Consider the following 22,990-nt stretch of genomic DNA (forward strand, 5'->3'; position numbering starts at 1 on the left):
TGCGCCGTTACAGGATGTGCCGATGAGCACCGTTTATGTGATTCTTAGTCCCACCACACATCAAAGAGTTCAGTCACCTGCACATCTGCCAGGCCACGATCCTGTAACCATTTGCGAACCAGCTCACGATGTTCATCGGTGCATTTGCCGGTCTGTTGCAGGCATACCAGCCCTTCCCATACCAGGTAGCCGCTGCCATCGTAGGCCAGACCATTCGGGTCGATCGCTTCGTTGATAAACGCATCCAGCGTGCTATCAATCTGCTCCTCACTGGTGCCTTCAGCAAAACGCCAGGCAACGGAGAAACCCAGTTCCTGAAACTCATCAATATGCAACTTCTTACGTAAACGACGGCTGCGCTGTGTGGCCATTATTTCACCCTCTCAAACATCAGATCCCAAACGCCATGGCCCAGTCGCTGCCCGCGTTGCTCAAATTTGGTTAACGGACGCGTTTCCGGACGCGGCACGTAATCATGGCTGGCTGACTGGTTGTGATAACCATCAATGCTGCTCATCACTTCCAGCATGTGCTGTGCATAGGCTTCCCAGTCGGTTGCCATATGGAAAACGCCCCCCAGCTTCAGCTTACGCATCACCAGTTCGGCAAACGGCACCTGAACGATACGGCGCTTGTTGTGACGCACTTTATGCCAGGGATCCGGGAAGAACAGCTGCACCATGCGCAGCGAATTATCCGGGATCATCTTCTCCAGCACTTCCACCGCGTCGTGACACATCACGCGCAGGTTTTCCACGCCCGCTTCTTTCGCTGAACCCAGGCAGGCACCGACGCCCGGCGCATGCACTTCAATACCGAGAAAGTTCTGGTGTGGGTTATTTTTCGCCATCGTCACTAACGATGCCCCCATACCAAAGCCAATCTCCAGTACCACAGGTGCTTCGCGTCCGAAGAGCCCGGTCAAATCCAGCGGCTCCGGCTGATACTCGACGCCCATCTCCGGCCAGTATTGATCGAGCGCCAGCTGCTGTCCTTTGGTTAAGCGCCCCTGGCGGCGCACAAAACTGCGGATACGGCGTAATGGCCGTCCGTTCTCATCAAATTCTGGGGTGATGACGTCATTAATCATGTCAAAGCCTGTTGATTAGCCTGTTCAGGGAAACGCGCATTATGCAAAGTTCAATAGCAGAAGCAAGCCTTTGCAATCTTCCGGTTTACACCCTGATCTCTCTGTGCTGGAATTCCTGCCTGATTGTAGAGTAACCATGGAAAATTGCCTTCTTATGATGCAAGCGCCGCAATTCGCGCAACAGGTGCTGGATTGGTATCAGCGCTTTGGCCGCAAAACCCTGCCCTGGCAGCAGGAGAAAACGCCCTATAAAGTCTGGCTCTCTGAAGTGATGCTTCAGCAGACTCAGGTTGCCACCGTTATTCCTTATTTTGAACGCTTTATGGCGCGTTTTCCCACCGTAACCGATTTGGCGGCCGCACCGCTTGATGAGGTGCTGCACCTGTGGACCGGCCTTGGCTACTATGCACGCGCGCGCAATCTGCATAAAGCGGCAAAACAAGTGGTGGATAAACATGGTGGCGAATTTCCGCGTAATTTTGATGATGTGGCGGCGCTGCCTGGCGTCGGGCGTTCAACCGCAGGAGCCATCCTGTCTTTATCGCTCGGCCAGCATTTCCCAATCCTCGATGGCAACGTAAAACGCGTGCTGGCACGCTGTTACGCCGTTGCGGGCTGGCCGGGTAAAAAAGATGTCGAGAAGCGTCTGTGGCAACTGAGCGAAGAGGTTACGCCTGCGCAGGGCGTCAGCCAGTTTAATCAGGCAATGATGGATCTTGGCGCGTTAGTCTGTACCCGCTCGCGTCCCAAATGTGAAATCTGCCCGCTAAATAGCGGTTGCGTCGCTTATGCCAACAACAGCTGGGCCAGCTATCCCGGTAAAAAACCGAAACAAACGCTGCCAGAACGCAGTGGCTGGTTCCTGATGATGCAACATGGTGACGACGTCTGGCTGGAACAGCGCCCACCGGTGGGCCTGTGGGGCGGCCTGTTCTGTTTCCCGCAATTCACCACTGAGCAGGCGATGCTCGACTGGCTGGCAGAGCGTGGCATCCACGCCCGACCGCAACAGCTCACCGCGTTTCGTCACACCTTCAGCCATTTCCATCTGGATATTGTGCCTATGTGGCTGGCATGGCCTTCGTCCGGGTCGCTGATGGATGAAGCCGGCGGTCTCTGGTATAACTTAGCGCAACCACCGTCAGTGGGTCTGGCTGCGCCGGTCGAGCGCCTGTTGCATGAACTGCGACACCCCCAGCAACTGGCACTGCATACGCGAGTGACCGAAGAGGAAGAGTAATGAGCCGCACCATTTTTTGTACTTATCTGCAACGCGACGCTGAAGGTCAGGACTTTCAGCTTTATCCTGGCGAGCTGGGTAAGCGCATCTACAACGAGATCTCGAAAGAAGCCTGGCAGCAATGGATGTCAAAGCAAACCATGCTGATCAACGAGAAAAAGCTCAACATGATGAACCCGGGCGATCGCAAAGTGCTGGAACAGGAGATGGTGAATTTCCTGTTTGAAGGCAAAGATGTGCACATTGAAGGTTACACACCGCCGGAAAAATAAACTTTCAGGGCCTCACCTTGAGGCCCTTTTCAGGTCAGGCTCGCATTAACAATGAATAAAAAATTGATCGCCATGCTGGCAATCGCACCGCTGTTGGTTTCCTGCGCCGGACACAAACAAGGGCAATATCACGAAGAGTGGGTCAAGGACACCAACGGTTTCGACATCCTGATGGGGCAGTTCGCCCACAACATCGAAAATATCTGGGGAATCAATGAGGTTCTGATCGCCGGACCGAAAGATTACGTCAAATATAGCGATAATTATTACACCCGCAGCCACATCAACTTTGATAGCGGTAGCATCACCATTGAAACCATTTCCGGCACCGATCCGATGGCGAGCCTGCGTCAGGCGATCATCACCACGCTGCTGATTGGCGAGGATCCGGGTAATGTCGACCTCTATTCAGATGCCAACGATATTCAGATCAGTAAAGAACCGCTGCTTTATGGCCAGGTGCTGGACAATACCGGACAACCGATTCGCTGGCAGGGCCGTGCCGCTAACTTTGCTGACTACCTGATTCAGAACAAGCTGCAGAAACGTACGTCGGGCCTGCATGTTATCTGGTCGGTGACCATTCCGATGGTGCCGAACCACCTCGACAAGCGTGCGCATAAATACCTGCCGATGGTGCGTAAAGCCGCCGAACAGTATGGCGTTGATGCCTCGCTGATTCTGGCGATTATGCAGATTGAATCGAGCTTCAACCCCTATGCGGTCAGTAACTCGGATGCGCTGGGGCTGATGCAGGTGGTTCAGCATACGGCGGGGGTCGATGTCTATCGTATGAAAGGGAAATGGGGCCAGCCGAGCCGGAGCTATCTGCTGGATCCAGAAAACAACATCGATGCGGGTACGGCCTATTTGTCGCTGTTGCAGAACACCTATCTGGGCGGGATTCAGGACCCGGTATCACGACGTTATGCGGTGATTACCGCTTATAACGGCGGTGCTGGTAGCGTGCTGCGCGTGTTCTCCAGTGATAAAGATCGCGCGTTTGCCACCATTAACAGCATGTCGCCGAGCCAGGTATATCAGACACTGACTAACGACCATCCTTCCGCAGAATCACGCCGATATCTGTACAAGGTGAACAACGCCCAGCGCAGTTATCACCGGTATTAACGCACTGTAGCGGCGCGATTTATCGCGCAATTCCGGGCACCATGCCAGAAAAATCCGCGCGATAAATCGCGCCGCTACACAGAACGACAGAAGCGGCCATCAGGCCGCTTCTGGCTTTATACCATCATATTCGCGACCAGGTGTTTACGCCCGCTGTCATCTTCTTCGGTATAAACGCCCTGTAGTTCTGGTGAAAAACCTGGCAGCAGATTAATGCCCTCTTCCAGCGCGAGGAAATAACGCTGTACCGCGCCGCCCCACACCTCGCCAGGCACCACACACAGCACGCCCGGAGGATAAGGCAATGCGCCTTCAGCAGCGATACGCCCTTCTGCCTGTGCAATCGCCACCAGCTCCACATCACCACGAATATATGCCTGATGCGCATCCTGCGGATTGACCACCACCTGCGGGAAGCAGGCTTCGCGGAACATCGCCTTCTGCAAATCTTTCACATCATAGCTGACGTACAAATCATGCATTTCCTGGCACAAACGACGCAGGGTATATCCCTGATAACGCGCCATATTTTTGCGATACACACTCGGCAGCACCTCCGCCAGCAGCGCGTCTTCCTTCACATGCTGTTCAAACTGCTCCAGCATCGCCACCAGGTGCGCCATCTTCTCAGCGCTTTCCGCCGGGGTCAGCAGGAACAGAATTGAATTGAGGTCACATTTTTCCGGCACGATACCGTTTTCGCGCAGGTAATTGGCCAGAATGGTGGCCGGAATGCCGAACTCGGTGTACTCCCCGCTGGCAGCATCAATGCCTGGCGTAGTGAGCAGCAGTTTGCAAGGGTCAACCAGATACTGCTCACTGGCATAACCGGCAAAACCGTGCCATTTCGCCCCAGGTTCGAAGCTGAAGTAAGCAGGATCGGCGGCGATCGTCTCGGTTTCTGCTGCCTGCCACGGTTGACCATGCACCTGTTCCGGCAGGAATGGCAGAATCATCTCACAGCGTTCCAGAATCGCTTTACGTGCATCAATACCCAGCGTGACGCACTCGTGCCACATGCTACGACCCGCCTCGCCCTGATGCATGCGCGCATTGATATCCAGCGCGGCAAACAATGGATAGAACGGGCTGGTGGAAGCATGCAGCATAAAGGCGTTATTCAGGCGCTTATGCGGACAAAAACGCTTCTGACCACGAATATGATTATCTTTCTTGTGAATCTGCGATGTCTGCGAGAAGCCAGCCAGCTGCTTATGCACCGACTGGGTGACAAAGATACCAGGATCATTTTCGTTCAAATCCAGCGTCAGCGGTGAGCAGCCCTCCATTAGCGGGATAAATTGCTCGTAGCCCAGCCACGCTGAGTCAAACAGGATGTAATCACACAGATGGCCAATGCGATCCACCACCTGACGCGCGTTGTACACCGTACCGTCGTAGGTGCCGAGTTGGATAATCGCCAGACGGAACGGGCGCTGATCTTTCGCCCGCTGCGGTGCCACTTTCTTCACGCGCTCACGCAAATACGCTTCGTCAAAGCAGTGAGCATCAATGCCGCCAATAAAACCAAACGGGTTACGTGCCGCTTCCAGATAAACCGGCGTCGCACCAGCCTGAATCAGCGCACCATGATGGTTGGATTTATGGTTGTTGCGGTCAAACAGTACCAGGTCGCCACGCGTCAGCAGTGCGTTGGTCACCACTTTGTTAGCGCTGGAGGTGCCGTTCAGCACGAAATAGGTTTTATCCGCGTTGAACACTTTCGCCGCGTACTTCTGCGCGTGTTTGGCGGAACCTTCGTGGATCAGCAAATCGCCCAGCTTAACGTCCGCGTTGCACATATCGGAGCGGAAGACGTTTTCGCCATAGAATTCATAGAACTGCCGACCCGCCGGATGCTTTTTAAAGAACGCACCGCCCTGATGGCCCGGGCAGGCAAAGGTGCTGTTCTGCATATCAACGTAGCGCATCAGGGTGTCAAAGAACGGCGGCAGCAGTTTGGATTCATATTCCTGCGCAGCTTCTTCCAGCCGCTCCCACTCTTCCGGCGCGCCGTTGATTTCGCCGGTCACGCCCGGCAGTTGCAGCACCTCTTCATCAAAGGCGTTAGCAACAAACACCGGCAGATTGAAGCCGGTATGGCGCAACAGCGCCAGCACGCCACTCCGCGTATCCGCCAAAGAGACGACAACAGCCGCCACATCGGTAAAGTCAGTATTGTCCAGCGTCACCACGTCGCGCATGGTGTTCAGGCTCAGGTTTGGCGCTACAGCAGCGCTGGCAGCAATTTTCAGTGGTGTCATAACACAAATCCCCAGAGGTCAAGGATGAGTGGGTGCCAGTGGCACAGCAATGAGGAAGATTCCCCGGCGAATAACGTCAGACGGATGGGTGCAAAGGTGGATTACAGCCGCAACCGATAGACATCAGTAAAGCCAGAAAGCGTCTGTCTTTACTCATGTCCAACAGCGAGCGTTAAGCTGGCCTCACCGCATGGTGAGCGAGAAATGCGAACAACAGATGACGGAGGAACGCTTTCGGCGAAGCGAACGGGAACAAGTGCAAATCTGCATTGTACCGGGCATGGCGGCGTCCTCAGTGTTAAAGGGAATGGATAAACTGGCGCAATAATGTCATCTTTTTTTTGCCGGAACAACCCGCCAGCCGCAATATCTACGCATGAAAGCATAGATATAACACATTGATAATAAAAATATTTTATCAGATGCCCAAACCAAAAACGCTTAAATATCCGCACCTTATGCAAAATTATGCAAGGTGCGGATATTAATAACAAAGCGTTACAGCCAGTGCTGGGCGCGGATCTTTTCACCATCGCTAAAGCGGCTGAAGCGGAACGGCTGCGCATCCACTGATGGCGTGCTGTTCAGCACCAGATCGGCCATCAACTGACCGGCACCGGGGGCAATACCAAAACCGTGGCCGGAAAAACCGGTCGCCAGATACAACCCAGCCACCTGATCAATGCCGGAGATCACCGGAATTGCATCAGGCATGGTGTCGATCAATCCCCCCCAGCACTGCGCCACCGGTAGATCGCGCAACGGCGGCATCAGTTCTGCCAGACTATGACGCATACGCTGCACAATCGCTGGGTCGATCAGAGGATCGAGCACGCGCAATACCTCATAAATCGATCGTTTATCCGCCTGACCGGGCTTCCAGCGCAGCGCTTCATCGACAAAGCGTTTGCCCAGACGCAGCTGGAGCGACTTACGCTCCACCCAAAATGCGGGCATAAAGCGCGGGCTGAAACGCAGTGAATCCAGCGTGATATCGGCGGTGTTGGTGGCTGAACTGGCGACGGTCAGCCCGCCGTCCAGCCGCTTACGTAGCGCCACGCTGCCAAAACTGGCACAGACGCCGGGATCGAACTCAACCGGACGAGTTCGCAGCACGGTTGACAGTACTTTCAGCTGCGGCAGCGTCACCCCCATCCCCTGCAACAACAGGCGCGACCAGGCCCCGCCTGCCACTACCACCTGCTGACAACGGATCGCACCATGCTCAGTCACCACTTCACTGACGCGACCATTGGTACGTTCGATGGTGCGCACCGCGCAATGCTGCTGGAGATTCAGCCCCTGCTCCATTGCCGCCGCCACCATCGCGGGTGCCGCTTTCTGTGGTTCGGCACGCCCGTCCAGCGCGGTATATAACCCACCGGGATAGCTGCCCTGGAGCTGCGGCAGATGCTGACTCAGCTGTTGCGGCGTCAGCATTTCGCTTTCAATCCCATAGTGCCGGGCTTCGTTCACCCAGCGTTGATGACGTTCACGCTGTTGTTCAGTTCTGGAGGCATAAACGATGCCATTGCGACGAAAACCCGTTTCGCGGTTAAGGCGCGTATTCATCCCTTCCCACAGCTGCATACTGAGATTAATCAGTGGCAGCTCACGCAGATCACGCCCGGTACGACGGCACCAGCCCCAGTTGCGGCTCGACTGCTCTGCCGCCACCGTGCCTTTCTCCAGCAGCACGGTACGTACCCCGCGCTGCACCAGCGACAAGGCGGTCGCCACGCCGATAATCCCACCACCAATCACCACCACATCGGCGCTGGTCGGAAACTGCGCCGAAGAGGGAACTGCATCAACGCTGGGGCCCATGGTTTATTTCCTCGTCAGGTAAAAGGGCATCAATAGTTATCTTCCACCGTCCAGTTCACCGGAATTTCGGCGATGCTGGTGGTGGTGGGTAATTCCAGCACCGTGCGGATCAGGTGCGCGAGATCTTCCGGCTGGGTCATTTTCTCAGCCGGGACTTCCGTCAACGCGGTCCCCATATCGGTGGCGACAAATCCGGGGCAAATGGCGGTGCAGCGAATGCCATCGGCATCACCGATTTTGCGTAAGCCGTGCGCCAGCGCCAGTGCGGCATACTTGCTCATGGCGTACAGGCTGGAACGCTCGGCTTTAACGCGCTTGCCGGAGAGTGACACCAGCATCACGATGCGCCCGGCACCGCTGGCCTGCAAATGCGGCCAGGTCAGACGGCTGAGACGCATTGGTGATTTGACGTTGACGTCAAAGGTACGATCGAACTCGTCGTCAGTGGCTTCCAGGATCGACAGCGGCAGCATCATGCCAGCGTTGTGCACTACCGCATCAATGCGGCCAAATTTTTCGATAGTCGCCGCGACCCACGCTTCTTCGGTAGCAGCATCGAAAGCATCGAAACGGCACACCAGCTGATTGTCGCTATCGCTAAGGATGACATCTTCCGGCGAACGACAGCCGAGACTCACCGCCCAGCCGTTCGCCAGCAGATTGGCAGCAATCGCCGCCCCAATACCGCGACTGGCCCCACTGATTAACGCAACCTTTCGTGTTGATTTGCTCATGGTTCTCCCCCGGTGAAATGTATTGTTATTGCGCGATAAATCGCGCCGCTACGAAGATATGCATCATTAAGCGCCCCCACTGTAGCGGCGCGATTTATCGCGCGTTTTTTACAACGAAGCCCGTAACCGCGTATCCAGCGGGCTAATTAAGGGCGCAATCGCTGCCACTTCCTCTTGCAGCAGCGCGACATAATGTTGCTGCACCTCGGGATTCAGCCGTGGTGAGAGGAAAGTCAACCCAAGCGATCCCACCACCCCCGCACCAGAAACCTCGATCGGAACGGCGATCCCGGCGATCCCCGGAATGAGCTCTCCCGGATCGATGGCAAAGCCCTGCAGTCTTGTCTGATCCAGTTTCAGTTGCAGATTTTCCGCCGTCAGCTGCGGCCAACTGTCGAGCCGTGCCCGATTGCGCGCCAGAATCGCCTGCTGCTGATCCTCTTCCAGAAACGCCAGGATCGCCAGGCTGCCCGGCCCGAGGCCCAGCGGTACGGCACCACCGACCGAACCGGTCAGCGTCTGCATCTGGTATTCGCTGTCGTAGCGGTCAATACACACCGAGTCATCCCGATCGCGCGCCATCAACATCGCCGTCTCGCCAGTCTGCTGGCGTAACCGCTCCAGCGCAGGCTGGAACTGGCGACGCAGACCCGGCCCGCGTGCCGCTTTGGCACCAAACACCAGCAGCTTGGTGCCCAACCGGTAACATTTGTCGCTCTGCACCTTTTGCAGCAGCTGATGCTCCACCAGCGAATTGAGAATGCGATGGCAGGTGACTTTGTTCAGGCCAGACAGTTCACACAGCGCTTTCAGCGTTGCCCCTTCACTTCCCGCATCTGACACCAGATCGAGCAACATCACGGCACGATCGAGTAACTGGACGCCATTTTTCCCCGAATTTTCGTTCATCGCCTCACCGTTAAAGTTCCACATTATGAAACTTTAAATCATAAGATTTCAGTATATGGTTTTTTGTTGACTAATTTTCTAGCAGATTTCATATTCGGTTGACAAGTGAGCAGCGCGTTTCAACAAAAAAAGTCGCTCACATAACAAAATTTACAACACCTGCAGATTCACCCCGACAGAGGAAATATCTATGAAAAACCATCGCATGCGTATTCTGGCTGCTTCGATGTTGCTGTTGGCCGCCCCTGTTATCACCCACGCGGACACGCTGTCCGACATCAAAGCTCGCGGCGTATTAACAGTCGGGGTGAAGAACGACTATCCGCCTTATGGCTACATGGATAACAACGGCAACACCGTCGGCTTTGAGATCAGCCTGGCGCGTTACATCGCCAATGAACTGCTCGGTTCGCCGGATAAGATCAAGCTGGTGCCAGTAAACGCCTCCAACCGTATGCAATTCCTCAATTCTGGGCAGATCGACATGATCATGGCCACCCTTGGAGTAACGCCGGATCGTGCCAAACAGATCGACTTTACCGATGAATATGTTTCCGCTGCTGGCCCGTCGATCCTGGCGCGCAAAGAAGTGAAATTTACCCAGTGGGAACAGCTGAAAGGCCAGAAAATTTGCGGGATTCAGGGTTCCTACTTCAACAAAACCGTGACGCAGAACTATGGCCTGCAACTGGTGAACTTCACTGCTCTGCCGGAAGCCTACCGTGCGTTGCAGGATAACCGTTGCGTGGCGATGGTGTTTGATGACATGTCACTGCAAAACAAGCTGAAAGAACCCGGCTGGAGCGATTACAAAATTGCGGTGAAGCCGTATGAATACCTGCCGATGGCCGGTGGCCTGCGCAAAGGGGATGACGCTTTCCGGGCGGCGGTGGATAAGGCCATCGTCAAAGCCGAAGGCGAAAACAAGCTGATTGGCTGGGAAAAAGAATTCGATATGCCCGCCTCGCCGTACATCGCCAAACGTGCTGAAGCAGCGCGCGCTGCGGCTAAGTAAGCCGTCAGGAGCGTAACATGTTCGGACTCGATTTCTCCTGGCTGCTCGACCCGACGTATCAGCAATGGCTGTTGCAGGGCGTGCTGCAAACGCTGGAACTGGCGGCGCTCTCTTCGCTGTTCGCCATTCTTATCGGCCTGCTGGGCGCTTTTGGCCTGACGTTCCGACTCGCGTGGCTGGATGCCAGTATCGAGCTGTTCGTCGAGCTGTTTCGCAACACGCCGCCGCTGCTGCAAATGTTGTTCTTCTACTTCACGCTGACGCAGATTGGCTTTACCAGCGAAGACCCGGTGACCGGTTTGCAGGTACCGCTGATCAGCGCCTTTATGTCGGCCACCGTATCGCTCAGCCTGTTTGGTGGCGCGCTGTGCATCGAAGCCTTTCGTTCCGGCTTCGATGCGGTGCCGAAAGCGACGCTGGAAGCGGCGCGCTCACTGGGCTACACGCGTTGGGGATTGTTCCGCCATGTACAGATGCCGATTGCTGCACGCATCTGTCTGCCGCCGCTGACCAACGTGCTGACCAATTTGTTCAAAACCACCTCGCAGGCTTCGGTGATCACCGTCCCGGAACTGATGTACGCCGCCGGGCAGATCTACAACGACACCTTCCGCACACTGGAAGTGATGCTGCTGATCCTGGTGATCTACGTGGTGCTGGTGAGCGCAGTGGTGTGGCTGATTGGCTGGGTGCAGCGCGCGCTGGCCTATCCTGGTTATGGAGCCTGAGTGATGAGCGACATTCTCTATCTGAAACGCAAAAAACAAACGCGCCACGCCTTTCTGTTTATTGGTCTGCTGCTGCTGTTGTTCAGCATGGTCACCGATCGCGGTGGCGAGTGGCACCAGGTGTGGGAAAGGCTGCCCCTGCTGCTCACCGGTTCGATGCACGGCTGGCCGCTGAACGGTGGCTTCATTCTTAACATCTTTATTAGTATCGCCAGCATGGCGATTGCCACGGTGCTCGGGTTGTTTCTGGGCCTGTTGATGCTGGCAAAACGCCGCTGGCTCAGTATCCCGGCGCGCGCGGTGATGAACTTTCTGCGCAACGCCCCCTGGCTGGTGCTGCTGTTTTCCATGCTGTATCTGCTGCCATATCGCGTGGAGTTGCTGGGTTTCCAGTTCACGTTGTCACCGCTGTTTAAGGCGATTGTCGGCCTGAGCCTGCCCACTGCGGCTAACTTTGCCGAGGTGATCCGTGGTGCAGTGAACTCGGTGCACAGCGGCCAGTGGGAATCCGCCCGCTCACTCGGTTACAGCCCGTGGCAAATCTATCGCATCGTGATTCTGCCGCAGGCGCTGCGCCGCATCATTCCCGGCTGGATGAACCTGTACGCACTGCTGGCCATCTCCACCGCACTGGCTACCGTGACCGGGGTACAGGAGGTAGTGACATTGCTGCGCACCACGCTGGCAACCGAAAGCGAAGGCTCGCTGGTGTATTTCTACGTCACCGTACTGCTGATGTTCTTCTGTTATTGCTATCCGATTGCCTTGCTGGCGCGTCGGCTGGAATTCCACACCAAAGGGGATGCCATATGATCGATCGCACTCCGTCCCTGATCGAGCTGGACAATATTCACAAATCCTTCGGTAACACCGAGGTGCTGAAAGGCATTTCGCTGGACGTAACCAAAGGCGAAGCGGTGTGCATTATCGGGCCATCCGGTTCGGGCAAATCCACCATTCTGCGTTGTATCAACGGCCTGCTGCCGATCGACGATGGCTTTATCCGCGTTGGACATCACCGTGTTCATGAGATCGAGAGCGAAAAAGCGATGCGTCCGTTGCGCCATCAGGTGGCGATGGTATTTCAGCAGTACAACCTGTTTCCGCATCGTACAGTGCTCGATAACGTGATGATGGCCCCGATGCAGGTGCTGAAACATGAACGCGACGCAGTACACGAGCGGGCGTTGCGCCTGCTGAAAAAGGTCCGGCTGGAGGGGAAAGAGGGGCGCTATCCCGGAGAGCTTTCTGGCGGCCAGCAGCAGCGCGTCGCTATTGCCCGTGCACTGGCGATGCAGCCGGAAATCATCCTGTTTGATGAAGTCACTGCCGCGCTGGATCCGGAAACGGTGAAGGAAGTGCTGAACACCATTCGCGAGCTGGTGGATGACGGCCTGACCTGCCTGCTGGTGACGCATGAGATGCGCTTCGCGCGTGAGGTGTCGCACCGGGTGTGCTTTACCGATAAAGGCAAAATTGTGGAGATGGCGCCCCCGGCGCAGCTCTTTGACGATCCGCAGGATGCGCGCACGCGCGAGTTCCTCGGCCAGGTGTTGTAACGGAGTTGAGAGACATCATGTCTGATCAGGCAATTTTTACTGAAGATTTCAAAACGACCCCCTACTGGTGGGACGCCGCACCGCCGGAAACCTGTCGCGATCCGTTACCGGCTGAAACCGAGGTGGTGATTGTGGGTTCCGGTTTTGCCGGACTTAACGCCGCGATTGAGCTGGCACGCCACGGCAAAAAAGTGGTGGTGCTGGAGGCGAACGAGCTGGGCAGCGGCGGCAGCACCCGCACCGGCGGCATGATCAGCAGCGGGCAGAAACTGGTGGTAGGCGGTGCCATTAAAGGCATCGCGCCGGAATTGTTCCAGCGCATGATCGCCGACTCCATCGCCTCCTTTGCCTTTATTCAGGATCTGGTCCGTGAGGAGCAACTGGACGCCGATCTGTTTATCGGCGGGCGCTATTTTGGCGCGCATACCCAGAAGCAGCTGGCTGGTTTATATCAGATGGGCGATATCCTGCACCGCGTCACTGGCGTTACGGTGCATAAGATTGATCGCGCCACCCAGGCACCGATCATTGGCTCCGATTTTTATCACGGCGGCATCCTGGTGGATGAATATGGCGGCGTGCATCCGGGTAAATACAACCGCGCGTTACGCGAGCTGGCACGAAAATTTGGTGCTCAGCTGTTCTCCCATGCGCGTGTCACCGGGGTGGAAAACGAAGGTGGCAGCAAGGTGGTATATACCGAACGCGGCACGCTGCGCGCGCGTCAGGTGATTTTCCTCACCAACGGGTACACCGATGCCCAGGCATCGCCTGCGCTGGCAAAACGCATTGTCCCGGTGAAAAGCTACCAGATCGCCACCGAACCGCTGCCGCCGGAACTGATGGCGAAGCTGATCCCCGGAGGCCGAATGATCACCGACAGCCGCCGCGATCTGATCTATACCCGCCCGTCCCCGGATGGCACGCGTCTGTTATTTGGATCGCGCCCTGGCATTATGGATTGTGATGACAAAACTGCGGCGATCCGTATTCGTCAGCGGATGCTGGCGATCTGGCCGGAGCTGGCCCCGTATCGAATCAGCCACGCGTGGAGCGGCTATGTCGGCATGACATGGGATAAAACTGCCTATGCCGGGGAGATGGATAATGCGCGTTTTGCTGTCGGCTGCAACGGCAACGGTGTCGCGCTGATGAGCTGGCTTGGTTATCGCGCAGCGCAGAAGTTGCTCGGCACCGAGGCGCGCCCGCTCTCGTTTGAGCGCAATACCTTTAAACCCATCCCGCTGTATGGCGGCAAACCGTGGTTTTTACCGCTGGTGACCGGCTGGTATCGTTTCCGCGATGCGGTGGATAAAGCGCGGGATTGAGGAAACATCCCGTGGCTGCGGTCTTGAACATCAAGCCCCGGGTGCTAACGGTATGGGCGCGTAGCGGCGCGATTTATCGCGCTGTTCTCTCCATGCCCGGACAAAAAGCGCGCAATAAATTGCGCCGCTACAGCCGGAAGCAAAATTCAGGCTCCCAGCTGTTGTAACTCACCTTCACTAAGGCCAGTCACTTCGATAATAGTTTCCAGATCCAGCTGTTTGGCCAGCATGCGGCGTGCCATTTCCTGTGCCAGTTCCTGCCGCCCTTCCTGCCGTCCTTGCTGCCGCCACTGTTGTTCCACAGTCATAATCTGCTCCTTTAGTTGAGGTTTGGTCTGCATCAATATCTCAACGAGTTTTTCCCGATTATCCGTATCTCCATACTGCATCAGATAGAAGATCACGTCGATAGAGAGATCATCATTGTAATCCACTGACAGCAACGTTGCCATCGGGTCGATATTCTCCAACATGTCACGCAGACGTATGATCTTATGCGCCATTTCCAGTCGTGCCACCGCGCGATGCGTCATGATCTCTTCATCAGGGATAACGGTGACATCAATCAGCGGGAAAGGATGGCAAAAAATCTGCTCAGCCAGATCCGGGTCGCGGAATGACGCCAGCCAATTCATTGAGTAGGGATAGGGGCTGGTTTTTCCCTGATAGAACAACATGGGTACGACAATCGGCAATTCAGCATGCCCCTCATCAAGGTGGCGTTGCATGGCGGCAATGGCATAACGCATCATGCGTAGGGTCATATTTTTATCAGGAGAGCTTTGATGCTCAATCAAGGCGTAAATATACCCTTCACCACAGTCGGTCTTCATCGACAGCAGTACATCGGAATATAACGCACGTAGGTCCCGTTCAATAAAGGTGGTGGTAACCAGTTGCAGAGTGTCCAGATCGCAGTGCTGACGTATAGCTGGCGGCAGGTGAATTTCGAGGAACTGCCTGGCAATCGGCGGGTGGCTAAGAAACCTTTTGAACAGTGCATCATGCGGGGCCGGAATGACACTCATAAACGCAACACCTGCCAGTACGATAAAAGTGCCTGGACATTAACATCGCCCATAACATACTGAAATAAAATGGGTAAGATTCTCACAGAGATTTAAGGGATTCAGATCGCCTTCAGGAAATATTCAGGAATGACAGCGGTGTTTCGGACCGGAACAACGAATGACGTGCACTTGATTTGGCTCACTGGAAGCCTCCTGATTTGGGGAGTACCATGGTTCACTTTCCTCAACCAGCCGGAGGCTGCATGTTCAAGGCACTGGTCATTGATAATGACGAACAGGGATATCGTACATCCCTGAAAGATCTGGAAGAAAAACAACTACCCGATCAGGATGTCACCCTCGCAGTTAGCTACTCCACCCTTAATTACAAAGACGCACTCGCCATCTGCAACAAAGGCCCGATTGTGCGTCAGTTCCCGATGGTGCCCGGTATTGATTTTGTTGGTCGCGTGATCAGCAGTCGTCATCCGCAATGGCAGCAGGATGATGTGGCGCTGCTGACCGGCTGGGGCGTGGGCGAGAAATACTGGGGAGGTCTGGCGCAGAAAGCCAGCGTTTCCGGTGACTGGCTGGTGAAAGTGCCTGCGGCGCTGAGTCCGCTACAAACTATGGCTATTGGTACCGCGGGCTTCACCGCCATGCTGTGCGTGATGGCGCTGGAAAAACAGGGCATCACGCCGCAGCACGGTCCGGTGCTGGTGACCGGTGCCAGCGGTGGCGTCGGCAGCTTTAGTGTCAGCCTGCTGGCGCGTCTCGGCTATGAAGTTGTAGCCTCCAGCGGCCGCTCCAGCGACAGCGACTATCTGATCAATACCCTTGGCGCTGCCTCAGTGATCGATCGCAACGAGCTGAGCCAACCCGGTAAACCGCTGGCAAAAGAACGCTGGGCCGCCGCCATTGATAGCGTTGGCAGCCATACCTTAAGCAACGTATTAGCTGGCATGAAACGGGATGGCGTGGTCGCCGCCTGTGGCATGGCGCAGGGGCTGGATCTGCCTGCCAGCGTCGCTCCCTTTATTTTACGCGGCGTTATTCTCGCGGGTGTGGATAGCGTGATGTGCTCGCTGCCGCTGCGTCAGCAGGCATGGCAGCGCCTGGCTGAACTGGTGGAAGCGAATCAGCTGGAGAAACTGACCCGCGTGATCCCGCTCAGTGAAGCGCGTGAAGGTGCGGAACAGCTGCTGGCTGGGAAAGTTCGCGGTCGTTTAATTGTGGATTGCCGCTAGCATCTGATAAGAAACGCGCGATGTTATTCAGGCCCGCAGTTGAATCTGCGGCCTGCCCTGCTCCGCCTGATGCACCACATCCAGATCGGCCTGATACCAGCGCGTCAGCGTCTGCTCCGTCATCACGTCATGCGGTGCGCCCTCGGCCACCAGTTTTCCCTGATGTAACAACAGAATACGATCCGACCACAGCGATGCCAGATTCAGATCGTGCAACACGGTGCACACGCTGAAGCGGCCATTGCGCGTTAAACGATGCAGTAAACGCAGGCTGTGCTGCTGCCAGAACAAATCCAGTGCCGAGGTAGGTTCATCCAGGAACAGCCAGCCACGCGGACCATCTTCATGCCACAGCTGCGCCAGTACCCGCGCCAGCTGGACGCGTTGCTGCTCACCGCCAGACAGCGAACGATAATCACGTCGCGCCAGTTCGAGGCTACCGGTGATGTGCATCACTTCCTCAATCACCGCTTTCCCGCCCGCTGCGGGCCAGGGCGCACGCCCCATCGCCACGACCTCTTCCGCTGGCATGGGAAAGGTCAGGGTATTTTGCTGGCGCATCACTGCACGGCGCTGCGCCAGCGGTTCACGCGGCCATTCCGCCAGCGGCTGTTCTCCCAGCCAGCAGTCACCGGCATCCGGGGTGAGAAAACCGCTCAGCAGGCGCAGCAAGGTTGATTTACCAGCACCGTTCGGACCGATCAACGCCACCATTTCACCCGGCTCCAGCGTGACGGAGACGTTATCAATCAACGCCCGTGTGCCGTGGCTAAACCGCAGACCTCGCGCCTGCATACGATCACTCATTTATCCCCCTTTGCTGGCGCAGAATCAGCCAGAGAAACCACGGACCGCCAAGCAGGCTGGTCAGCAGACCTACCGGCATTTCTGCCGGGATCACCACAGTGCGTGCCAGGGTGTCCGCCAGCAGCAATAAGATCGCTCCGGCCAGCGCCGATCCCGGCAACATCCAGCGATGATCGCTGCCGAGGCAGAAGCGCATGACATGCGGCACCACCAGCCCGACAAACCCAATAATGCCGCTGACCGACACCGCAGTACCCACCAGCAACGCGCTCAGCACCAGCAACTGACGCTGAGTGCGCTTCACATCGATCCCCATGTAATGCGCATCTTCCTCACCGAGTTGCAGCAGGTTGAGGCGACGCGCCCGGGTCTGGATGGCGATCAGCGCAGGCAGGATCAGCACGGCACACACCGTCAGGCTCGGCCACTGCGCCGAACTCAGGCTGCCCATGCCCCAAAGCGCCAGCTGACGCAGCTGTTGATCGTTGCTGATCCACGACAGCACCCCCACCGCCGCGCCGCACAGCGCATTGATGGCAATCCCCACCAGCAGCAAACGCGACAGGTTCCCCATCGCCAGCCGACTGAAGCTGAAGATCAATAAAGTGACCACCAGACTACCGATAAACGCGGCCAGCATCGGCAGCCATAACGCGAGGATCGGCGGCAGCGCCACTGGCACGATGATCGCCAGCGCTACCGCCAGACCGGCACCACTGCTGATTCCCAACAGACCCGGATCGGCCAGCGAGTTGCGGAACAGCCCCTGCATCACCGCACCGGAGACCGCCAGCGCCATACCCAGCAGCACCGCCAGCAGCACGCGCGGCAGACGGATATTCAGCCAGATCTGCCACACCATATCGCTAAGAGGCGCGTGCCACAGCGTGCGCATCGATAGCGGCATCGCGCCAAAATTGGCTGCCATCAGCATGCAAACCAGCATGCTGACCGCCATCAGGCTCAGCCAGCGCAGCATCACCACGTTAGTCATGTGTCGCCGCTTCAGCCGCACGACGCAGCTTAACGATGGCATCCGGCGTGTCGAGACCAAAGCTCAGCAGCGCCATCTCATCCACCACTAGCAACGCATGATGCTGACCCGCAGGCGTCAGCGCCAGACCGGGCAGTGACCACACCTTCTCTTCACCACCGAGGGTGCGCAGGCCATCCTGCCCCACCACCACCAGATCCGGTGCAGCAGCCACCACGCCTTCCTGTGACAGTGGCTGATAATGCGGAACCGCACCCATCGCATTTACCAGACCGGCGCTGCGAATGGCGCCATCAGCGCCGGTTTGCGCACCCGCCGCCAGGGTGTTCATGCCGCTGTGCGCCATGATAAACAGCACCTTCACCGGCAGTGGCTGGCTTGGCAGCTGCGCCAGTTGCTTCTGCACTTTTTCCGTTAGCGCTTTAGCTTCTGCTTCACGATGCAGGGCTTTACCAATGGTGGCGATCTTCTCCGGGATAGCGTCAACGCTGTTTTTGCCGGTGACCTCGACCACTTTCACCCCGGCCTGTTCTACCTGTTGCAGCACCAGTGAGGGTTTCGCCAGCTCGCTGCTCAGTACCAGCGTCGGTTTCAGCGCCAGAATGCCTTCGGCATTGAGCTGCCGCATATAACCGATGTTCGGCAATTTATTCGCCTGCGCCGGTTGCTGGCTGGTGCTGTCGCGCGCCACCAGATCCTGCTGGGCATCCAGCGCATAGACGATTTGCGTGACGTCACCACCAATAGACACCACGCGCTCTGCCGCCAGGGCTGGCAGCGCCAGCGCGGTCAGCAGCAACAGGGGCAGACGTTTCATGCGGCCGCTCCTGGGGTAGTCAGCAACGCCAGTTGTTCACGCCAGCGCGTTTGCTCCGGCGTACCTTCGCTACGCTGACCATAAAGCTGGGCAATCTGCGTGCCATCAGCGGCGAACAATTCGAGGCTGGTGACAAAACCATCACCGCTCTGCTTACGCGTCACCCAGCTTTCACTGATGTGATCCGCCATCAGATGCAGCGTGAAATTGGGGTTGAAGATATTGATCCAGTTGTCCATCGGCATCAGTTTTTCCACCGCGCCGGTGAAGATTTGGGTACAGCCACGGTTGCCGATAAAAATCATGATTTCGTTGCCGTCCTGCTGCGCCTGGTTCAGCAGCTGCGCCAGCGAATCATTGCTGACCTGCCAGGCGAGATCGTCAGCCACCGCGCGGAACGCCTGCTGACGTGAAATATTGTGGCGCTTCAGCAGACCGAAGAACTGATGTACATCGGTCATAGCGCGCCATTCGGCTTCTACCGTCGTGGCGTCGAGGGTTGCGCTGTGCTGCGGGCCGCTGGCCGGCGTCAGTTCCAGCGGGGAGGCATCGGTGGTGAACTGTGCAATCAGCGCATCCCAGGCCGCGATGTCGGTGTTATCGGTGGTGTAGATTTTCAGCACCGCGTCGCCATGACGATCAAAAATCTGGATGCTTTGACGCTCACCGCGCGCGGTCATGTCACGCAGGAAGAATGCACTGTGCCACTGTTGCGGGAACAGACGCTGATCCAGCGCGCGTGGGTTGAGAATCAGCCCGGCGTGTTCGCCAAGGTGCAGATTTTCATACTTACCTACCTGCTCGTGCACCGCGTATTCATTACGGGTGATGCTTTTGGTTTCACCCACGGCTTCCAGTGCCGCCAGCAGTGCCGGGAAATCGGTTTTCAACGCCTGAGCATCGTGGCCGACACGCGCTTCACACAGCTGCGCTTCGCCAATGCCCATCAGCGCGGCCAGGTCGCGGGCGTATTTTTTTGGATGTTCGCCTTTCAGGGCCAGATAGTGTTCATAACGTTGGTTCATTGCGCTTGCTCCCATGAAAATGCCCTGCGTCACCGCAGGGCGAAGTTGATTATCAGAAATCGACGTTAACACCTAACTGGAAGGTGCGGCCCGGCATCACAGCAAGCTGTGAATCATAGTAGTTCTGATCGGTCTTGCTGGTGGTGGATTCCAGATCGCGGCTGCTGAGGTAATCCCAGTATTTACGGTCAGTCAGGTTGTAGATCCCGCCACTGATTTTGACGTTTTTGGTGACACGATAGTAAGCCGTCAGATCCACCAGCGCGTAGCCAGGGATGTTCTGGTAGTAAGTATTGCTGGTGGTGCCAAGCGAGCTACCTGTGTTGGTGTAGGTCTGACGCTGGGTGTAGGTGGCACGCTTACCATGGTTAAAGGTGGCGGTCACGGCGGCACCATAGCGCTGATCCGGATCATCGTAAGCCACACCGGTGATCAGACGCATCGGCGGCACGCTCTCCAGCGGCACATATTTGTCACCCAGGTAGCTGGATTTCGACGCGCCTTGCGCATAACCAAACGCCAGACGAGCAGTCAGGCCATCAACTTCAGGCACCCATGTCCCGATGTTGAACTTGCTGCCGAACTCTGCCCCATAGATATAAGCTTTATCACGGTTTTCTGCGCGGTAAGCGATACCGATGTTATCCGGAATGTTAGTGAAGACTTCCGGATTCGCGCTACGGCTGTAACGGGTGTAGTCGATAAAGTTTTTGTAACTGTTGTAGAAGGTCGCCGCCGAGAAGGTGATCCCTTCCACCGCTTCACCTTTCAGACCGAACTCAAAGTTATTGCTGGTTTCGGTTTTCAGGTCAGTGTTACCCAGCAGAGCATACTGATTGCTACCACCGTAATTAGACGACAGGTTCCATGAGCCATACATTTGGCTGGCGTTCGGGAACTGCGCACCACGCTTGTATTGCAGATACGCCATCATCTTCGGCGTCAGATTGTACTGGAAGGCGAGTGACGGCAGGATCTGCCCGTCACTGAACCCCTTGCCATAAAGCGTTTCCACATCACCCGTAGAAAGATCCGCATCACCACCCGCCAGGCTGGAAAGATTTTGCGGCTTGGTATTCTGGTAAGCGTAACGTACCCCAGGAATGATCGAGAAGGTGTGACCATTCAGATCCCAGCTCATCGTATCTTCAGCATAGACGCCAAAGCTCCAGGTGCGGCTATCCGCTTCAGGTCGGGTGATGTTGTTGTACGAGGTCTGTGCCGGATCCAGCCAGTATGGACGCTCGGTTTTGGCGATACTGCCGTTCAGGCCGTAGCGGAAGTTGTTAAACAACCAGCTTTTTTCTCCTTTGGTTTCAAAGCCAAAGGTTTTGGTGTTGTAGTTTGAATAGATGTTGTGGGCTTCAACCGAACCGGCATCTGGCGCTGCGGTATCATCGTGCGCTTCGGTTTGCTGGTAATAGATGCTGCTTTCGAGGCTGTCCACCAGCAGGTTGTTATCTGGCGTCCAGAGATCTTTCAGCATGCCGCTCCAGCGCCGCGTCTGGCTGCTCTGATCGGCTCGACCATAAATAGTTGTGGTGCTGCTGCCCCAGTAATCGAAGTTGGTGTGGTTGGTTTTGTGATAGTAATCCAGGGTAGCGCTGAACTGGTGTTCGCTGTTCGGCTGCCAGATACCGGTGGCGGCGATGGCATCGGAGTGCCAGTTCGCCGGATACGCATCAATGGTTCCGCTGTTGTTGCGGGTTTCCTGGCCGTCACGACGGCTGATCACCACAATACCACGCAGGGTTTCATCGCCTGCTGCGGCAGTGATGCCATTGTGCCAGCTGCGGTTGGAAGAGTCGTAGTCACTCTGGTAACCGAAGTAGGTTTGTTTGGTGGGCGACAGGTAGTCATCCGGGGATTTTGGCCGGAATGAAACCGAGCCGCCAAGCGCCAGGTTCTTGTTGGAAACATCGGTCGCGCCTTCGACGATACCCACGGATCCATACATATAAGGATCGATATAGTCGCGACCAATCCCGAAGGTGCCTGAACCGGCACGGCCCACTGAACTGCGTCCGGTGGCTAAAGGCTGTTCAATGCCGTCTACGTCAATGGAAACGCGGTTATCTTCCAGGCCACGAATGTTATAACCGGTATAACCGCCACGGTCCCCGGTATATCCACTCTTGCCGGTGTTGCTGCCGCCAGCGGCACCCGGCGCGGTAACCAGCGGCTGATAACGCATAATGGAGCCAAAATCATTACCACCCTGTTTCTGCAACTCCTCGGCAGAAAGCGTGGTACGGCTACCGGCAACCAGCGGTTGTTTCGGCGCAGTGACCGTCATCACCGGTTCATTTGTGGTGTTTTTTTTGCCTGAAATCGCCAGATCCTGATTGTCGCTGGTGGCTGCATAGCCGCAGGCTGCATGGATGGCGGATGCCAGCACCGCTGTTTTAAACAGACGCTGTGAGGTGAACCCCTGAAAAATTGGAGACATAGACGCGAAATACCTTGTTAATTGTTAGTATTCGCTCACGTGTTTGCTGCCAGAAAACCACAGTTTTTGTATAAAAAACCGTAAAAAGTTACAGACTTTTTTTATGTTATAAATGATTTCGTCAGGAATGTAATGCAAGTGGTAATCATTATCAATACCATTTACACTAAGATGTATCTTAGACAGCACATTTTGTTAACCGCAGTTAACTTATTACTAATCAATCAATTAAGATGAGCGATGAAATGACACACAAACCAGCGGTGAATATTCATTACTGTACGCAATGCAACTGGCTGCTGCGCTCAGCGTGGATGGCACAGGAGCTGCTGCATACTTTTGCTGACGATTTAGCTTCCGTCACCTTGCAGCCCGGCACCGGTGGCGTGTTTGAGATAACCATCGATGGCAAGGTGATTTGGGAGCGTAAACAGGAAGGCGGTTTTCCCGACGCCGCCGCATTAAAGCAGCGGGTGCGTGATTATTGTTTCCCGGATCGCGAGCTGGGGCACGTGGATAAGAAGAAACCGACCGGGAATTGAGG

General features: G+C 56.1%; 22 protein-coding genes. 10 read left to right on the forward strand and 12 right to left on the reverse strand.

Annotated elements, in window-relative coordinates; all coding sequences use genetic code 11:
- Positions 1 to 44: 44 nt before the first annotated feature.
- Both AC6I8X_RS16335 and trmB read right to left on the reverse strand, forming a co-directional pair.
- Complete coding sequence (locus tag AC6I8X_RS16335) at positions 45 to 371, reverse strand: YggL family protein (RefSeq protein WP_299459913.1); 327 nt, start codon at positions 369 to 371, stop codon at positions 45 to 47.
- Positions 371 to 1,090 (reverse strand): tRNA (guanosine(46)-N7)-methyltransferase TrmB, encoded by a 720-nt coding sequence (gene trmB / locus AC6I8X_RS16340; RefSeq protein ID WP_299459910.1) that lies wholly within the window; start codon positions 1,088 to 1,090, stop codon positions 371 to 373. Before trmB ends, AC6I8X_RS16335 begins: the two co-directional genes overlap by 1 nt.
- A 154-nt stretch (positions 1,091 to 1,244) precedes the next feature.
- Here trmB and mutY point away from each other — a divergent pair, with 154 nt between their 5' ends.
- The 3 genes from mutY to mltC are packed head-to-tail and all read left to right on the forward strand — an operon-like array spanning position 1,245 to position 3,733.
- Positions 1,245 to 2,330, forward strand: a complete 1,086-nt coding sequence (gene mutY / locus AC6I8X_RS16345; RefSeq protein ID WP_497840117.1) for an A/G-specific adenine glycosylase — start codon at positions 1,245 to 1,247, stop codon at positions 2,328 to 2,330.
- Entirely contained in the window at positions 2,330 to 2,602 is a 273-nt protein-coding gene (locus AC6I8X_RS16350; RefSeq protein WP_299459904.1) for an oxidative damage protection protein, read from the forward strand. The genes mutY and AC6I8X_RS16350 overlap by 1 nt, the downstream gene beginning before the upstream one ends.
- Positions 2,603 to 2,653: 51 nt before the next feature.
- Positions 2,654 to 3,733 carry a membrane-bound lytic murein transglycosylase MltC gene (gene mltC / locus AC6I8X_RS16355; RefSeq protein WP_084876607.1) on the forward strand — a complete coding sequence of 360 codons (1,080 nt, stop codon included), beginning with the start codon at positions 2,654 to 2,656 and terminating at the stop codon, positions 3,731 to 3,733.
- 116 nt (positions 3,734 to 3,849) lie between these two features.
- Here mltC and AC6I8X_RS16360 read toward each other — a convergent pair whose 3' ends face one another.
- The 4 genes from AC6I8X_RS16360 to AC6I8X_RS16375 form a co-directional block, all read right to left on the reverse strand.
- Positions 3,850 to 5,997 (reverse strand): ornithine decarboxylase, encoded by a 2,148-nt coding sequence (locus AC6I8X_RS16360; protein ID WP_313685199.1) that lies wholly within the window; start codon positions 5,995 to 5,997, stop codon positions 3,850 to 3,852.
- Between the two features lie 498 nt (positions 5,998 to 6,495).
- Positions 6,496 to 7,824, reverse strand: a complete 1,329-nt coding sequence (locus AC6I8X_RS16365) for an NAD(P)/FAD-dependent oxidoreductase (RefSeq protein WP_497840118.1) — start codon at positions 7,822 to 7,824, stop codon at positions 6,496 to 6,498.
- A 29-nt stretch (positions 7,825 to 7,853) separates the two neighbouring features.
- Positions 7,854 to 8,558, reverse strand: coding sequence for an SDR family NAD(P)-dependent oxidoreductase (locus AC6I8X_RS16370; protein ID WP_299459889.1), 705 nt, complete (start codon positions 8,556 to 8,558; stop codon positions 7,854 to 7,856).
- Positions 8,559 to 8,666: 108 nt separating this feature from the next.
- Positions 8,667 to 9,467, reverse strand: coding sequence for an IclR family transcriptional regulator (locus AC6I8X_RS16375; protein WP_497840119.1), 801 nt, complete (start codon positions 9,465 to 9,467; stop codon positions 8,667 to 8,669).
- Positions 9,468 to 9,657: 190 nt separating this feature from the next.
- Between AC6I8X_RS16375 and AC6I8X_RS16380 the strand changes: the two genes are divergently transcribed.
- Genes AC6I8X_RS16380 through AC6I8X_RS16400 form a run of 5 tightly spaced genes read left to right on the forward strand, consistent with a single transcriptional unit; the run spans position 9,658 to position 14,097 of the window.
- The gene (locus tag AC6I8X_RS16380) at positions 9,658 to 10,482 is read left to right on the forward strand and encodes a transporter substrate-binding domain-containing protein (protein ID WP_084876611.1); all 825 of its coding nucleotides are present in this window, start codon (positions 9,658 to 9,660) and stop codon (positions 10,480 to 10,482) included.
- A gap of 17 nt (positions 10,483 to 10,499) precedes the next feature.
- Entirely contained in the window at positions 10,500 to 11,210 is a 711-nt protein-coding gene (locus tag AC6I8X_RS16385) for an amino acid ABC transporter permease (RefSeq protein WP_084876612.1), read from the forward strand.
- 3 nt (positions 11,211 to 11,213) lie between these two features.
- On the forward strand, positions 11,214 to 12,023 hold the full coding sequence (locus AC6I8X_RS16390) for an amino acid ABC transporter permease (protein WP_313685189.1): 810 nt from the start codon (positions 11,214 to 11,216) through the stop codon (positions 12,021 to 12,023).
- A complete protein-coding gene (locus tag AC6I8X_RS16395; RefSeq protein WP_497840120.1) occupies positions 12,020 to 12,769 on the forward strand; it encodes an amino acid ABC transporter ATP-binding protein in 750 nt (249 codons plus the stop codon). Before AC6I8X_RS16390 ends, AC6I8X_RS16395 begins: the two co-directional genes overlap by 4 nt.
- Before the next feature lie 17 nt (positions 12,770 to 12,786).
- Positions 12,787 to 14,097, forward strand: coding sequence for an NAD(P)/FAD-dependent oxidoreductase (locus tag AC6I8X_RS16400; protein ID WP_497840121.1), 1,311 nt, complete (start codon positions 12,787 to 12,789; stop codon positions 14,095 to 14,097).
- 146 nt (positions 14,098 to 14,243) lie between these two features.
- On the opposite strand, the gene AC6I8X_RS16405 is transcribed toward AC6I8X_RS16400, so the two are convergent.
- Positions 14,244 to 15,125 (reverse strand): Rpn family recombination-promoting nuclease/putative transposase, encoded by an 882-nt coding sequence (locus AC6I8X_RS16405; RefSeq protein ID WP_497840122.1) that lies wholly within the window; start codon positions 15,123 to 15,125, stop codon positions 14,244 to 14,246.
- A gap of 245 nt (positions 15,126 to 15,370) precedes the next feature.
- Between AC6I8X_RS16405 and acuI the strand changes: the two genes are divergently transcribed.
- Positions 15,371 to 16,354, forward strand: a complete 984-nt coding sequence (acuI, locus tag AC6I8X_RS16410) for an acrylyl-CoA reductase (NADPH) (RefSeq protein ID WP_299459867.1) — start codon at positions 15,371 to 15,373, stop codon at positions 16,352 to 16,354.
- 27 nt (positions 16,355 to 16,381) lie between these two features.
- Here acuI and AC6I8X_RS16415 read toward each other — a convergent pair whose 3' ends face one another.
- From AC6I8X_RS16415 to AC6I8X_RS16435, 5 genes are read right to left on the reverse strand one after another with little or no spacing between them, the layout of a single operon-like run.
- Positions 16,382 to 17,161 (reverse strand): heme ABC transporter ATP-binding protein, encoded by a 780-nt coding sequence (locus AC6I8X_RS16415; protein WP_497840123.1) that lies wholly within the window; start codon positions 17,159 to 17,161, stop codon positions 16,382 to 16,384.
- Positions 17,154 to 18,155, reverse strand: coding sequence for a FecCD family ABC transporter permease (locus AC6I8X_RS16420; protein WP_497840124.1), 1,002 nt, complete (start codon positions 18,153 to 18,155; stop codon positions 17,154 to 17,156). The genes AC6I8X_RS16415 and AC6I8X_RS16420 overlap by 8 nt, the downstream gene beginning before the upstream one ends.
- A complete protein-coding gene (locus AC6I8X_RS16425) occupies positions 18,148 to 18,972 on the reverse strand; it encodes a heme/hemin ABC transporter substrate-binding protein (protein ID WP_497840125.1) in 825 nt (274 codons plus the stop codon). The genes AC6I8X_RS16420 and AC6I8X_RS16425 overlap by 8 nt, the downstream gene beginning before the upstream one ends.
- A complete protein-coding gene (locus AC6I8X_RS16430; RefSeq protein ID WP_497840126.1) occupies positions 18,969 to 19,997 on the reverse strand; it encodes a hemin-degrading factor in 1,029 nt (342 codons plus the stop codon). Before AC6I8X_RS16430 ends, AC6I8X_RS16425 begins: the two co-directional genes overlap by 4 nt.
- A 52-nt stretch (positions 19,998 to 20,049) precedes the next feature.
- Positions 20,050 to 22,446 (reverse strand): TonB-dependent receptor domain-containing protein, encoded by a 2,397-nt coding sequence (locus AC6I8X_RS16435; RefSeq protein WP_497840127.1) that lies wholly within the window; start codon positions 22,444 to 22,446, stop codon positions 20,050 to 20,052.
- 245 nt (positions 22,447 to 22,691) lie between these two features.
- On the opposite strand from AC6I8X_RS16435, the gene AC6I8X_RS16440 reads away from it, so the two are divergent.
- Positions 22,692 to 22,988, forward strand: a complete 297-nt coding sequence (locus tag AC6I8X_RS16440) for an Rdx family protein (RefSeq protein WP_084878580.1) — start codon at positions 22,692 to 22,694, stop codon at positions 22,986 to 22,988.
- Positions 22,989 to 22,990 lie beyond the last annotated feature (2 nt).

This window comes from Pantoea sp. X-Soil-TKNS-1280 (assembly GCF_059730475.1).

Excerpts from the sequence above, each read along its gene's own strand:
- AC6I8X_RS16335 (WP_299459913.1), bottom strand. The coding sequence starts at position 371 with ATGGCCACACAGCGCAGCCGTCGTTTACGTAAGAAGTTGCATATTGAT.
- trmB (WP_299459910.1), bottom strand. The coding sequence starts at position 1,090 with ATGATTAATGACGTCATCACCCCAGAATTTGATGAGAACGGACGGCCA.
- mutY (WP_497840117.1), top strand. The coding sequence starts at position 1,245 with ATGATGCAAGCGCCGCAATTCGCGCAACAGGTGCTGGATTGGTATCAG.
- AC6I8X_RS16350 (WP_299459904.1), top strand. The coding sequence starts at position 2,330 with ATGAGCCGCACCATTTTTTGTACTTATCTGCAACGCGACGCTGAAGGT.
- mltC (WP_084876607.1), top strand. The coding sequence starts at position 2,654 with ATGAATAAAAAATTGATCGCCATGCTGGCAATCGCACCGCTGTTGGTT.
- AC6I8X_RS16360 (WP_313685199.1), bottom strand. The coding sequence starts at position 5,997 with ATGACACCACTGAAAATTGCTGCCAGCGCTGCTGTAGCGCCAAACCTG.
- AC6I8X_RS16365 (WP_497840118.1), bottom strand. The coding sequence starts at position 7,824 with ATGGGCCCCAGCGTTGATGCAGTTCCCTCTTCGGCGCAGTTTCCGACC.
- AC6I8X_RS16370 (WP_299459889.1), bottom strand. The coding sequence starts at position 8,558 with ATGAGCAAATCAACACGAAAGGTTGCGTTAATCAGTGGGGCCAGTCGC.
- AC6I8X_RS16375 (WP_497840119.1), bottom strand. The coding sequence starts at position 9,467 with ATGAACGAAAATTCGGGGAAAAATGGCGTCCAGTTACTCGATCGTGCC.
- AC6I8X_RS16380 (WP_084876611.1), top strand. The coding sequence starts at position 9,658 with ATGAAAAACCATCGCATGCGTATTCTGGCTGCTTCGATGTTGCTGTTG.
- AC6I8X_RS16385 (WP_084876612.1), top strand. The coding sequence starts at position 10,500 with ATGTTCGGACTCGATTTCTCCTGGCTGCTCGACCCGACGTATCAGCAA.
- AC6I8X_RS16390 (WP_313685189.1), top strand. The coding sequence starts at position 11,214 with ATGAGCGACATTCTCTATCTGAAACGCAAAAAACAAACGCGCCACGCC.
- AC6I8X_RS16395 (WP_497840120.1), top strand. The coding sequence starts at position 12,020 with ATGATCGATCGCACTCCGTCCCTGATCGAGCTGGACAATATTCACAAA.
- AC6I8X_RS16400 (WP_497840121.1), top strand. The coding sequence starts at position 12,787 with ATGTCTGATCAGGCAATTTTTACTGAAGATTTCAAAACGACCCCCTAC.
- AC6I8X_RS16405 (WP_497840122.1), bottom strand. The coding sequence starts at position 15,125 with ATGAGTGTCATTCCGGCCCCGCATGATGCACTGTTCAAAAGGTTTCTT.
- acuI (WP_299459867.1), top strand. The coding sequence starts at position 15,371 with ATGTTCAAGGCACTGGTCATTGATAATGACGAACAGGGATATCGTACA.
- AC6I8X_RS16415 (WP_497840123.1), bottom strand. The coding sequence starts at position 17,161 with ATGAGTGATCGTATGCAGGCGCGAGGTCTGCGGTTTAGCCACGGCACA.
- AC6I8X_RS16420 (WP_497840124.1), bottom strand. The coding sequence starts at position 18,155 with ATGACTAACGTGGTGATGCTGCGCTGGCTGAGCCTGATGGCGGTCAGC.
- AC6I8X_RS16425 (WP_497840125.1), bottom strand. The coding sequence starts at position 18,972 with ATGAAACGTCTGCCCCTGTTGCTGCTGACCGCGCTGGCGCTGCCAGCC.
- AC6I8X_RS16430 (WP_497840126.1), bottom strand. The coding sequence starts at position 19,997 with ATGAACCAACGTTATGAACACTATCTGGCCCTGAAAGGCGAACATCCA.
- AC6I8X_RS16435 (WP_497840127.1), bottom strand. The coding sequence starts at position 22,446 with ATGTCTCCAATTTTTCAGGGGTTCACCTCACAGCGTCTGTTTAAAACA.
- AC6I8X_RS16440 (WP_084878580.1), top strand. The coding sequence starts at position 22,692 with ATGACACACAAACCAGCGGTGAATATTCATTACTGTACGCAATGCAAC.